Origin of the sequence: Rhizobium bangladeshense, assembly GCF_017357245.1 — a bacterium.
GTDB classification, from domain to species: domain Bacteria; phylum Pseudomonadota; class Alphaproteobacteria; order Rhizobiales; family Rhizobiaceae; genus Rhizobium; species Rhizobium bangladeshense.
Genome location: NZ_CP071612.1, coordinates 4,096,365 through 4,108,075, shown reverse-complemented (window position 1 = coordinate 4,108,075; position 11,711 = coordinate 4,096,365). Strand labels below are relative to the sequence as shown.

At 62.7% G+C, this 11,711-nt stretch carries 12 protein-coding genes; 8 read left to right on the top strand and 4 right to left on the bottom strand.

All coding sequences use genetic code 11. The features are described 5' to 3' along the window. Nucleotides 1-9 precede the first annotated feature (9 nt). From J2J98_RS19790 to lpdA, 6 genes are all read left to right on the top strand, one after another. Entirely contained in the window at nt 10-318 is a 309-nt protein-coding gene (locus J2J98_RS19790; RefSeq protein ID WP_064707971.1) for a YciI family protein, read from the top strand. A 39-nt stretch (nt 319-357) separates the two neighbouring features. Further along, nucleotides 358-1,617 (top strand): 2-oxoglutarate dehydrogenase complex dihydrolipoyllysine-residue succinyltransferase, encoded by a 1,260-nt coding sequence (gene odhB, locus J2J98_RS19785; protein ID WP_207601909.1) that lies wholly within the window; start codon nt 358-360, stop codon nt 1,615-1,617. A 12-nt stretch (nt 1,618-1,629) separates the two neighbouring features. Further along, nucleotides 1,630-2,379: a DUF4241 domain-containing protein gene (locus J2J98_RS19780; protein WP_138396338.1), complete on the top strand. Its 750-nt coding sequence runs from the start codon at nt 1,630-1,632 to the stop codon at nt 2,377-2,379. After that, nucleotides 2,376-2,906 (top strand): hypothetical protein, encoded by a 531-nt coding sequence (locus J2J98_RS19775; RefSeq protein WP_207601908.1) that lies wholly within the window; start codon nt 2,376-2,378, stop codon nt 2,904-2,906. The genes J2J98_RS19780 and J2J98_RS19775 overlap by 4 nt, the downstream gene beginning before the upstream one ends. Then, the gene (locus J2J98_RS19770; protein WP_064712561.1) at nt 2,903-3,655 is read left to right on the top strand and encodes an SDR family oxidoreductase; all 753 of its coding nucleotides are present in this window, start codon (nt 2,903-2,905) and stop codon (nt 3,653-3,655) included. Before J2J98_RS19775 ends, J2J98_RS19770 begins: the two co-directional genes overlap by 4 nt. Before the next feature lie 110 nt (nt 3,656-3,765). Next, entirely contained in the window at nt 3,766-5,172 is a 1,407-nt protein-coding gene (gene lpdA, locus J2J98_RS19765; protein ID WP_207601907.1) for a dihydrolipoyl dehydrogenase, read from the top strand. A 90-nt stretch (nt 5,173-5,262) separates the two neighbouring features. Here the strand turns inward: lpdA and J2J98_RS19760 are convergent, their stop codons facing one another. After that, nucleotides 5,263-6,339 (bottom strand): TraB/GumN family protein, encoded by a 1,077-nt coding sequence (locus J2J98_RS19760; RefSeq protein WP_207601906.1) that lies wholly within the window; start codon nt 6,337-6,339, stop codon nt 5,263-5,265. 172 nt (nt 6,340-6,511) lie between these two features. Continuing rightward, entirely contained in the window at nt 6,512-7,447 is a 936-nt protein-coding gene (locus J2J98_RS19755) for a tyrosine recombinase XerC (RefSeq protein WP_207601905.1), read from the bottom strand. A 139-nt stretch (nt 7,448-7,586) separates the two neighbouring features. On the opposite strand from J2J98_RS19755, the gene J2J98_RS19750 reads away from it, so the two are divergent. Continuing rightward, nucleotides 7,587-8,537 (top strand): GNAT family N-acetyltransferase, encoded by a 951-nt coding sequence (locus J2J98_RS19750; protein WP_207601904.1) that lies wholly within the window; start codon nt 7,587-7,589, stop codon nt 8,535-8,537. Nucleotides 8,538-8,553: 16 nt separating this feature from the next. Next, the gene (locus tag J2J98_RS19745; RefSeq protein ID WP_207601903.1) at nt 8,554-8,994 is read left to right on the top strand and encodes a GNAT family N-acetyltransferase; all 441 of its coding nucleotides are present in this window, start codon (nt 8,554-8,556) and stop codon (nt 8,992-8,994) included. 17 nt (nt 8,995-9,011) lie between these two features. On the opposite strand, the gene J2J98_RS19740 is transcribed toward J2J98_RS19745, so the two are convergent. Then, a complete protein-coding gene (locus J2J98_RS19740; RefSeq protein ID WP_207601902.1) occupies nt 9,012-10,637 on the bottom strand; it encodes a GMC family oxidoreductase in 1,626 nt (541 codons plus the stop codon). After that, nucleotides 10,634-11,566: a dihydrodipicolinate synthase family protein gene (locus J2J98_RS19735; RefSeq protein WP_207601901.1), complete on the bottom strand. Its 933-nt coding sequence runs from the start codon at nt 11,564-11,566 to the stop codon at nt 10,634-10,636. The genes J2J98_RS19740 and J2J98_RS19735 overlap by 4 nt, the downstream gene beginning before the upstream one ends. Between the last annotated feature and the right edge of the window lie 145 nt (nt 11,567-11,711).

Here is an 11,711-nt window from a genome sequence, read left to right as displayed (position 1 = left end):
GGGGGCGCAATGGCTTACTTCTTTATGAGACTGCTGCCGCCGCGCCCCACTTTCCCGCATGATGGGACGGGGGAGGAAATCGCGGCGATGAAACGCCACGTCGATTACTGGCATCGGCACGCCCTTGCGGGATCGGCAATCGTCGTCGGTCCGGTGTTCGAAGGGGAAGGCGCTTTCGGCATGGCAGTGGTGGAGGTCGAAGATCAGGCGGCGGCGCAAGCTCTTGCCGACGGCGACCCGATCATCGCTTCCGGTCTCGGGTTCCGTTTCGATGTCCTGCAGATGCCCTCAATCATTTTGCGGCCGCCCGCCGTCTGAAACGCATAAACGAAAACACACGAAATCAGGATTTGAACAATGGCCACAGAAATCCGCGTTCCAACTCTCGGTGAATCCGTCAGCGAGGCAACCGTCGGCACCTGGTTCAAGAAGGTCGGCGACGCCATCAAGGCCGACGAGCCGATTCTGGAGCTTGAAACCGACAAGGTGACCATCGAAGTTCCCGCACCCGCTTCCGGCACGCTTTCGGAAATCGTCGCCGCTGCCGGCGAGACCGTCGGCCTCGGCGCGCTGCTTGGCCAGATCGCCGAAGGCGCCGGCGCAGCCGCCGCACCGGCAGCAGCTGCACCGGCCGCCGCTCCCGCTCAACCGGCCCCGGCTGCTGCCGCCCAGCCGGCTGCCGCTGCTGCTGCATCGTCGTCGAGCGCCTCCGTCTCCACCATGCCGCCGGCACCGGCGGCTACGAAGATGCTGGCTGAAAGCAATCTTTCCGCCGATCAGGTCGACGGCAGCGGCAAACGCGGCCAGGTGCTGAAGGGCGATGTCATTGCCGCCGTCGCCAAGGGCATTTCCGCTCCCACCGCGGCACCGGCTGCAGCGCCTGCGGCTGCGCGCGGGCCTTCGACGGTCGAGGATGCCTCGCGCGAAGAGCGCGTGAAGATGACGCGCCTGCGCCAGACGATCGCCAAGCGCCTCAAGGACGCCCAGAACACCGCCGCCATGTTGACCACCTATAACGAGGTGGACATGAAGGCGGTCATGGATCTGCGCAACAAGTACAAGGACGTTTTCGAGAAGAAGCACGGCGTGAAGCTCGGTTTCATGGGCTTCTTCACCAAGGCTGTGACGCATGCGCTGAAGGAACTGCCGGCGGTCAATGCCGAGATCGACGGCACCGACATCATCTACAAGAACTACTGCCACATCGGCGTCGCGGTCGGCACGGACAAGGGTCTCGTGGTTCCGATCGTTCGCGACGCCGACCAGATGTCCATCGCCGAGATCGAAAAGGAAATCGGCCGCCTGGGCAAGGCAGCCCGCGACGGCCAGCTCTCGATGGCCGACATGCAGGGTGGCACCTTCACCATCTCGAACGGCGGCGTCTACGGTTCGCTGATGTCCTCGCCGATCCTCAACGCGCCGCAGTCTGGCATCCTCGGCATGCACAAGATCCAGGAGCGGCCGGTCGCGATCGGCGGCCAGGTGGTCATCCGTCCGATGATGTATCTGGCGCTGTCCTACGATCACCGCATCGTCGACGGCAAGGAAGCGGTGACCTTCCTCGTGCGCGTCAAGGAGAGCCTGGAAGATCCGGAACGCCTGGTTCTCGATCTCTAAGGGAGCTTTTCGATGCGGAAGCGGATCATGCGAGCGGCGCGCCTTCTCCTTTGCGCTGCCGCCGCGCATGCCCCGGTCCTCGCATCGGCCGCCGGCTGGGATGTCAGCAAGGCCAGCAGCAATTTCGAACTGGTGACGCTTGATGATGCCGAACTCTCCAGCCGGTCGATCGACGTGGTCCATATGGGCGATGTCGAGCTGACCTCGGGGCGCATTGTCGCCGCTGATCCGCTTGCCCAGCCGGATCGTCCGGCGCTGGCAAGAACAGTTGCGCCGGGCGACTATCCGGTGACGCTCTACCGTGCCTTCGGGCGCATCGCGGCGGCCAGCATGCGGTTTGCCGAGGGCAAGCCCGATCACTGGGAACTGGCCGTCCTCCCCGGCCAGGACCCGGCGACACTGAAGGACGACGAGATCTTCGGCTATCCGGTCGATGCCGGCGTCGGCTGCTACATGGACGCCGATACGCTGGGGCGGATCGATGAGCGCGAAGCGCAGGTCCAAGCGCAGAAGCCGGATGCCGATATCAATTATTACGATGACGTGCTGGCGTCGGAGCTTGACGCCAATAAGCGCCACTATGCACTGCACCGGCCGGTTGCCGGCAAGAAGGGCAATGTTGCGGTGTTCTGGAGCGGTTGGGGCGACGGTTTCTATCCTGTCTTCTGGGGCCTCGACAAGGATGGCCACCCGCTGGTTCTGTTGACGGATTTTGGTGTGATCGAGAATGCCGACGGGCGGCGAGAGCCGAAGGTGCAATGAGCGGGGCGGTCGGGATCATGGCAGGATGGAGTGGCGTGGCTGCGATTGCAGCTGCCGCGTTTTTCGCAGTTCCGGTCGCCGCGTTCGCCGTCGATTGCAAACAGGAGCAGGCCGTCTACGTCGACCGTGACGGCGCCTATGAACTGCGTTTTGCACCGCTGAATTCTCCCTCGGCTGCCGCCAGCAATCAGTTCAAGGTCAGTGCGCTCAAGACATCCGTGGTCATGGAAGGCTATGTGATGCCATCGGAAGATCCGGTGCGCGCGATCGGCATCCTGATGTTCAACTGCCCGGAGGGAGACGCGACCGGCGCCGATCTCGATGCCTGCACCGTCTGGCAGGGCGCCGTCTACGGCATGAATGCCAAAGGCGAGGTCGACAATCTGCAGCCGGAGGGTGCCGCGGCGGCCGAAAAGATCGTACTTCCCGGCCTTGGTCCCGCCATCCGTGAATCGAGCGCCTGGGGAGAGGGCAAGGCTTCGGTGGCGCCTTGGGACGTGCTGACTTTCAAGGAGTGTGCGACATGAATGATGCACCTGTTGTTCTCGTGACCGGCGGCAGCCGGGGTATTGGCGCCGCGGTCTGCCGGCTCGCCGCGCGGCAGGGCTGGCGCGTGGCGGTTAATTATGCCTCCAGCCGACAGGCGGCCGAGGCTGTCGTCGCGGCTATTGCCGGAGAGGGCGGCGAGGCGGTGGCCATCCAGGGCGATGTAGGCAAGGCTGCCGACATCGCTGCGATGTTTGCCGCGGTCGATCGCCATTTCGGCCGGCTCGACGGGCTCGTCAACAATGCCGGCATCGTCGACTATCCGCAGCGGGTCGACGAGATGTCGATGGAGCGGATCGAAAGGATGCTGCGCGTCAATGTGACGGGCTCCATCCTCTGTGCGGGGGAGGCCGTTCGCCGCATGTCGAGCCGTCACGGCGGACAGGGCGGTGCGATCGTCAACATCTCCTCAATGGCCGCGATCCTCGGCTCGGCGACGCAATATGTCGATTATGCCGCCTCGAAGGCCGCTATCGACACATTCACGGTCGGGCTTGCGCGCGAGGTCGCAGCCGAGGGCATTCGCGTGAATGCCGTCAGACCCGGGATCATCGAAACCGATCTGCATGCTTCGGGCGGACTGCCGGACCGGGCGCGCGAAATGGCGCCGTCGGTCCCGATGCAGCGTCCGGGCACAGCCGAGGAGGTGGCGGACGCTATCCTCTATCTTCTTTCTCCTTCCGCCTCCTATGTAACGGGCGCGATCCTCAACGTGAGCGGCGGTCGCTAGAAGGACACGGCGAAAAACAGCATGCCATATATTCTCGAATTCCTCGGCCTGATGGCTCTCGCGCTGTCGCGCGCAGCCGCCTAAACGAAAAATCCAAAGGGAAAGAAGCAATGTCTTACGATGTGATCATTATCGGAACCGGCCCGGGCGGCTATGTCTGCGCCGTCAAGGCGGCCCAGCTCGGCCTTAAGGTGGCCGTCGTCGAAAAGCGCGCGACCTATGGCGGCACCTGCCTGAACGTCGGCTGCATTCCGTCGAAGGCGCTGCTGCATGCTTCCGAAATGTTCCATCAGGCGGGCCACGGGTTGAGTGCGCTCGGCATCGACGTTCCCGCGCCGACGCTGAACCTTGGCAATATGATGGCCCACAAGGACGCGACGGTGAAGTCGAACGTCGACGGCGTCGCCTTCCTCTTCAAGAAGAACAAGATCGATGCCTTCCAGGGCGCCGGCAAAATCGTCTCGGCCGGCAAGGTTTCCGTCACCGCCGAAGACGGCACGGCGCAGGAAATCGAAGGCAAGAACATCGTCATCGCCACCGGTTCGGATGTCGCCGGCATTCCCGGCGTGCAGGTCGAAATCGATGAGAAGACCATCATCTCGTCGACCGGCGGCATTGCGCTGGAAAAGGTGCCGGAAACGCTGATCGTCGTCGGCGGCGGCGTCATCGGCCTTGAACTCGGCTCCGTCTGGTCGCGTCTTGGCGCAAAGGTCACCGTCGTCGAATATCTCGACACCATCCTCGGCGGCATGGACGGCGAAGTCGCAAAGCAGTTCCAGCGCATGCTCGCCAAGCAGGGCATCGATTTCAACCTTAGCGCCAAGGTCACCGGCGTCGAGAAGGGCGGCAAGGGCGCCAAGGTGACGTTCGAGCCTGTTAAGGGCGGCGACAAGGTGACGCTCGACGCTGAAGTCGTGCTGATCGCCACCGGCCGCAAGCCCTACACCGCAGGCCTCGGCCTGGAAGAGGCGGGCGTGGCGCTCGACAATCGCGGCCGCGTCGAGATCGACGGCCACTTCAGGACCAATGTCGCCGGCATCTATGCGATCGGCGATGTGGTCAAGGGCCCGATGCTGGCCCACAAGGCGGAAGACGAGGGTGTCGCGCTTGCCGAAATCCTCGCGGGGCAGCATGGCCACGTCAATTACGACGTGATTCCGAGTGTCGTCTATACCCAGCCGGAAGTCGCTTCGGTCGGCAAGACCGAGGAGGAACTGAAGGCGGCAGGCGTCGCCTATAAGGTCGGCAAGTTTCCGTTCACCGCGAACGGCCGCGCCCGCGCCATGCTGGCGACCGACGGCTTCGTCAAGATCCTCGCCGACAAGGAGACCGACCGCGTGCTCGGCGGCCACATCGTCGGTTTCGGCGCCGGCGAGATGATCCACGAGATCGCCGTGCTGATGGAATTCGGCGGATCGTCGGAAGATCTCGGCCGCACCTGCCATGCACATCCGACGATGTCGGAAGCGGTCAAGGAGGCCGCGCTCGCAACTTTCTTCAAGCCGATCCATATGTAGGTTGTCGGCAGCCCTAGGAAAATGCGCAGCCGCTTGCCGCGAGGCGAGCGGCTATTTTATTTGCCGCGCATCGGTCCATTTCCGAGTAGCCTAATTGACAGCGGTTACCGTAAAGCCCTGCTTGCGCAGCAGCTCGATGACGCCGTCCTTGCCGGGCAGGTGCAGGGCGCCGACGGCCATGAAGACATTGCCGCCGTCGAGGATCGGGGCGGCACGCTCGGCCATCACCTTGTTGCGATCGAGAATGACGCGCTGTTCGAATGCGGCGTAGTCGCTGGTCTCGTCGACAGTTGCCGGCGTCACTGTCTTCAGCATCGGCATGGTCATGCCGATATCGCCGGAGAGGTAGAGATCGGTCATCGTTTCGACGACGTCGTTCATCTTGGCCCCTAGTTCCAGCGTCTCGATCAGCGACTTCATATGAAATTCGACCGGCAGATCGGCCATGGCCTGGATCTGCTCGGCAAGGGTTTCCAGCCCCTTGACCTCCTTGCCTTCGGCAACGGCGTCGCTGGCGATTTTCTGGTCGAGAAATTGCACGCCTCTGGCCTTGCGAGCGAGCTCGCAGGCCGGAAGAGCGACGGCGCTGGAGATCATCCATGGTCGCATCCGGGAAACGGCGCTGAGCGGGATACCACGCTGCTTCAGGCCGGCTTCCAGGCGCTTGTAATCCTCGGCAGAGAGCAGCTTGTCGATCGTCGTGCCGTCGGTGAACATCGTCAGTTCCGGCCGTGCGAGCAGGGCGGCGGTCGCCTTGCGCTCATCGAGGATCTCGTCGGATTCGATAATAATGGTATGCGCTGTGTCATGGGCGGTCTGGGCGCGCGGCGGCAGGGCAAGCACACGGGGATCGGTCACATGCATGCTGCCGAGCAGCCATGAAGGGGCAAGTCCAGGCTTCTCGATCTTCCAGAAGATGCCCTTGCCGTTCGGCGTTGCCTCGGCTTCCTTTACCGCCTCGGCATATCGGGCGGGGTCGTTCTGCTGCAAGTCGACCATGAGATTGCGGCCGGTGCAGGCTGCGTCTTCGGCCGCCGCCGGCCTTGCAGCCAGGAAGGCGACAAACAGCGCTGCAACAAGCAGCATGTGGAAGGCTGCAATCAGCCAGAGCAGCAGATTGCCGGGTACTGCGAGGAAAAAAGCCCGGCGGCCGATTGAAGTCGTCATCTTGATGTTCCGGTCAAATGCCCTATCGCTTCTGCTCTACGCCTGGCTTGCGCATAATCCTTTAAGAGAATGCGTTAACGAACACTTAGCGCATCTCATCGGGGCGGATTCATGGGCGCTGAGGATGTCGGATGCCGTCGTCACATGCGCTGCACATTCTGCACGAGATGCATCAGGCGCGCGGATGGGCTCGGTCATACACCTCGAGCAGCCGGGAAGCATCGACGCCGGTATAGACCTGCGTTGTGGAAAGGCTGGCGTGGCCGAGCAGTTCCTGAATCGTGCGGAGATCGCCGCCGCCGGCAAGCAGATGGGTGGCGAAGGAGTGGCGGAGCGCATGCGGCGTTGCCGTCTCCGGCAGGCCGAAGGCGCCGCGTAGCTTCTGCATTGCGCGTTGGATGATCGCCGCCTGCAGCTTGCCGCCGCGGGCGCCGCGAAACAGCGGCTCACCGTTTTCGAGATCATATGGGCAGAGCGCGCGATATTTCTCGACCGCGTCGAAAACCACGGGCAGAAGCGGCACGAGCCGCGTCTTGTTGCCTTTGCCGGTGATGCGCAGCGCTGTGGCGCTCTTCGGCAAGTCGGCGGGAACGAGATTCAGCGCCTCGGAGATGCGCAGGCCGCAGCCGTAGAGCAGGGTCATCACAGCTGCATCGCGCGCAGCGATCCAGGGTTCGTCATGCAGTTGGGCTTCATCGCTGACGATGGTGATCGCCTGCGTGTCCGACAACGGCTTGGGTAGCGACTTCGGCTGTTTCGGCGAACGGATCGCCCCGGCGCCGGCGGCATTGACCAAGCCCTTCTTTTCGAGGTGGCGCAACAGGGAACGAAGGCCGGCGAGATTGCGGCCGAGCGAACGGGCGCCGGAGCCTTGCCTGCGCCGGGCGGCCAGGAAGGCGCGGAAATCGGCGGGGCGCAATTCCCTGATATCGGCGAGGGTCGCCGGGCCGGCGAGATGACCGGTCAGGAAAGTCAGAAACTGGCGGGTGTCGCGCTCATAGGCATCGAGCGTATGTTCGGAAAGACGGCGTTCGCGAGCGAGGTTTTCGAGCCACGCAGCGCGTTCCGCCATCAGGCGCGGGTCGGCGATTACAAGCAGTTCATTCACGTCGCTGGCCTTGAATTTGCCTTCAAGTCCGCCAATTTGAAGCAGGAACGGTTATGGAATTGCTAATGCCGGCCAAGCCTTTGTCACGCTTCGATCATATTGTACTGCGATAGCTTATAGCCCACAGACAGGATCTTTCATGGCCCGGCGCGATTCCATGACGGCTTTCGGACAACTCGCGGAAGCGATCGCACTTGTTTCACAGGGAAAGCCCGGTCATATCGTCGACACGCTGATTGCCGAACGCGGCCAGAGGATCGTAAAAAATCCATTCTGGCCGGTCATGCGGCCGTTCCTCTTCACGCTTCTGCGCTACAACAAGGCGATCGAATTCGCCAATGCGGTTGCCAACATGCCGGGTTTCCAATCGTTCGAATATCTGAGCGGCGTACTGAAGCTCGACATCGGCGTCGCCAACGGCGAACGCATCCCTGATAGCGGCGGTTTCATCCTCGTGAGCAATCACCCCACAGGCATTGCCGACGGCGTCGCCGTATTCGACCTCCTGAAAACACGCCGGCCCGATATGATGTTCTTTGCCAATCGCGATGCGATCCGCGTCAACCCGCGTTTTGCCGAGATGGTCATCCCGGTCGAATGGCGGGAGGAGCACAAGAGCAAGCTGAAGGCGCGCGAGACGCTGCAATTGACGAACCACGCGGTGCGGGAAGGCAAGGCGACGGTACTCTTTCCATCAGGCCGGATCGCCTATTGGGCGAACGGCCGGCTCAACGAACGTCCCTGGAAGACCTCGGCGGTCGGGCTGGCGCGCAAGTATAATCTGCCGATCCTTCCCGTCCACATGAGGGCGCGCAATTCAGGCCTTTTCTACTGGCTGGCGAAGTGGTCGACGGAGCTTCGCGACATGACGGTATTCCACGAACTCTTGAACAAGCGTGGCGACCGCTTCGATTTCGTGATCGGCAATCTCATTCCCGCCGAACATCTGGACGGCGACCTCAACGAGGTGACGAAGGCGCTGGAGAAACATACGGTGCACGACATGGCGCGCGATGGCGACACGATTTTCATACCGGTCGGCGGCCCAACCGCGGCGACGCCGCGCGAGATACCGGTTCTTGCCGTCTAGTTGCGTTGACATCGCCGTGGCGATCGAAATCCGCAACTTCCGTGACCGTTTGCCGGAGGCGATGGCGGGGCTTGCGCGCGACGCCCGGCAGGAAGGTTATCTCCATATCGGCCGGCTTATCGATGAGTGGGCAGTTGGCGATATCCGTTTCGCGCGTGACGGCGAAAGGCTGCTCGGCGCCTTTGCGGGCGCAGCACTCGTTGCTGTCGGCGGCATGACCATCGAACCCGCCATGCGGGAAGCGTTGCGGATGCGGCGTTTCTACGTTCGCTTTGGGATGCGCGGTCGCGGCGTCGGCCGGATGCTTGCCCTGGCTCTTCTGGATCACGCGCGGCTCTTCTGCCGCTGCGTCACCGTGCACGCGGGGAATGATGGTGCAATGAAGTTCTGGGAGTCGCTTGGGTTTCGTCCCGTTAAACAGGATAGCTATACCCATGTTCTCGAGCTGCGCGGTTGAGGCCAGATGGCACGTCATCATTGGTAGTCCTCGGCAATCATGCTTGCCGCCTTCGATCCGATCGCCATTGCCGGTGCGTTAGTATTGCCTGACGGGATAAAGGGAATGATGGAGCAATCGATCACCCTCAGCCCGTCCACGCCGCGCACGCGCAGCCTGCCGTCGACGACCGACATGGGATCCGTCTCCGGTCCCATCCTCAGGCTGCCGGCAGGATGGTAATTCGTCTTGACCGTCTGGCCGGCGAATTTCGTGAGCGACGCCTCGTCCTGGAGCGATCGTCCCGGGAGGATTTCCTCGGCGATCTTGCCCTTGAAAGGTTCCGTCTCCAACAGCCGGCGTGCCGTCTTCAAAGAGGCGAGCGTCAGGCGCAGGTCGTCGGGATCACCGAAGAAATTGCAATCGACGAGCGGTTGGTCTGCGGGGTTCGGCGAGCGCAGCTTCACACTGCCACGCGCCTTCGGTCTCAGCAGGCAGGATGTGAACGTAACTCCGTAGGTCGACTTGGCCGATGAGACGTCGCGGTCGAGATAGACGATCGGCGCGCAATAAAGCTGGATCGTCGGGCGGTCGCCGCCATCTGGATCGTAGAAGAGGCAGGATTCGATGCCCGTCGTGGTGACGGGACCGGTATTGAACAAGAGATATTGCAGGCCGTTTCGGATCATCGGCCAGCCGCGATCCTCGCCGAAATAGCCGGATTTCGATTTCGTCGAGGCGATGACGGGCACTTCGTGATGGTCCTGGAGATTGGCGCCGACACCGGGAAGATCGGCGGCAACGGCGATGCCGTGTTCGCGAAGGTGGTCGGCCGGGCCGATGCCGGACAGCATCATCAGCTTGGCGCTGTTGTAGGTGCCGGCGGCGACGAGCACCTCGCGTGTGGCCAATACCCTGCGGCTCTCGCCATTGCTGGTGTAAACGACGCCGACGGCCCGTCCGCTTTCGATCAGGATGCGATCGACACGGGCCCGCGTCACGATCTTCAGTCGGCTGTCGCCGCCAAGAGGATCGAGAAAGGCTTTCTTGGCATCCGATCGCTCGATGCGCCTGCCCCATGACGCAAAGGTGTGCTGCATGATGCCGACGCCGTTCTGCCGCGCGCCGTTGAAGTCCGGATTATACGGATGGCCAAGTCCCTGGGCCGCCAGGATGAAATCTTCCGTCGTATCGGAGATATGGCGCGGCTCCGATACACGCAGGTTGCCCGAAATTCCGTGATAACGGTTGTTGAAGCGGCTATTGGCCTCGATGCCCTTGAAGTGGGGGAGCATGTCCTCGTAGGACCATTCACTTCCATTGCCGAGATGGGCGGCCCAGCCGTCGTAATCTTCCTTCTGGCCGCGCATATAGACCATGGCGTTGACAGCGCTGCCGCCGCCGAGAGCGCTGGCGACCGGCACGATCGGCCCCCGCCCGCCGAGCTGGGGTTGCGGCACCGTATGGTGCATCTCGAGAAAATCGTCGCGGGCGAGATATTTCATATAGCCGGCGGGAAAGGACATCAGCCTTGCCGTATCGCGCGGTCCGCGCTCGACGATAAGAACGGAAAAGCCGAAGTCGCGCACCAGCCGCATGGCGGCAACGCATGCCGCAGATCCGCCGCCTGCTATGACGAAGTCGAAATTCCTGTCGGCCGTCATGCGCCGATCTCCTTGAGATGGACGGCCTGGCGCGCCAAAAGGCGCTCGACATCGGCAATGTCGAGCGCCGAAAGCCTGGGGCCCGGCTTCCGCAAGGCGGGGGACTTGATGACGCCGCGCTTGGCAAGGACATATTTGCGGCAGGCAAGACCTATGCCCTGCTGCTGTTCGTAGCGGGCGAGCGGCAGATAGGCATCGAAGATTTCGTGGGCGCGATCGGGATTGCCGGCGCCATAGGCCTCGACGACGCCGACCATCATCTCGGGATAGCAGAAGCCGGTCATGGCGCCGTCGGCGCCGCGGCCCATCTCCTCCGGCAGGAAAAGTCCGCCATTGCCGCAGAGGATGGAGATGCGCCGCATGCTGCCTTTGTCGCTGGCCGCGCGAAGCGCGGTGATTTTCGACAGGCCCGGCCAATCCTCATGCTTGAGCATGACGCAATTGGGCACCTCCCTGACCACGCGCTCGATGACCGCTGGTGCGATCGTCACATTGGTGGTGAGCGGATAGTCCTGCAGCACGAAAGGCGTATCACCTAGGGTTTCACCAACCGACTGGTAGAAGGCGAAGACCTGGTCGTCGGTTCTGACGGTCCAGGGCGGGGCAACCATGACGCCGGCAGCACCTTCGCCCATGACGGCTTTGGCGAGCTCGCCCATTGGAGCAAGTCCGGGCGCCGACACGCCGACGACCACCGGCAGGCGCCCGTCAAGGCGCTTCAGCACACGCTCGACCACGGTTCGCGATTCCTCGGCGGTCAGCTTTGGTGCCTCGCCGAGTTGGCCGAGCACCGTCAGGCCGGTGACGCCGGCGCCTTCATAGAAATCGACCATGCTGTCGATGCTTTCGAGATCGAGCGCGCCGTCATCGGCAAAGGGAGTTACGGCGATAACGTAAACGCCCTTGGCGTCCTCGGTCAGTCTGGCCATTCGTGCTCTCCGATTCAGCTGTCGAACAAATCTTCCGGCAATCTATGCGGCCAATCGCTTGCCCGGCAACCTTTTCGTCAAGGCGTGGCCCAAATTGGCGAGTCTTCGCAATCCACATTCCCGGCCGATCGGCCACCACGTCTTT

Excerpts from the sequence above, each read along its gene's own strand:
- J2J98_RS19790 (WP_064707971.1), top strand. The coding sequence starts at position 10 with ATGGCTTACTTCTTTATGAGACTGCTGCCGCCGCGCCCCACTTTCCCG.
- odhB (WP_207601909.1), top strand. The coding sequence starts at position 358 with ATGGCCACAGAAATCCGCGTTCCAACTCTCGGTGAATCCGTCAGCGAG.
- J2J98_RS19780 (WP_138396338.1), top strand. The coding sequence starts at position 1,630 with ATGCGGAAGCGGATCATGCGAGCGGCGCGCCTTCTCCTTTGCGCTGCC.
- J2J98_RS19775 (WP_207601908.1), top strand. The coding sequence starts at position 2,376 with ATGAGCGGGGCGGTCGGGATCATGGCAGGATGGAGTGGCGTGGCTGCG.
- J2J98_RS19770 (WP_064712561.1), top strand. The coding sequence starts at position 2,903 with ATGAATGATGCACCTGTTGTTCTCGTGACCGGCGGCAGCCGGGGTATT.
- lpdA (WP_207601907.1), top strand. The coding sequence starts at position 3,766 with ATGTCTTACGATGTGATCATTATCGGAACCGGCCCGGGCGGCTATGTC.
- J2J98_RS19760 (WP_207601906.1), bottom strand. The coding sequence starts at position 6,339 with ATGACGACTTCAATCGGCCGCCGGGCTTTTTTCCTCGCAGTACCCGGC.
- J2J98_RS19750 (WP_207601904.1), top strand. The coding sequence starts at position 7,587 with ATGGCCCGGCGCGATTCCATGACGGCTTTCGGACAACTCGCGGAAGCG.
- J2J98_RS19740 (WP_207601902.1), bottom strand. The coding sequence starts at position 10,637 with ATGACGGCCGACAGGAATTTCGACTTCGTCATAGCAGGCGGCGGATCT.
- J2J98_RS19735 (WP_207601901.1), bottom strand. The coding sequence starts at position 11,566 with ATGGCCAGACTGACCGAGGACGCCAAGGGCGTTTACGTTATCGCCGTA.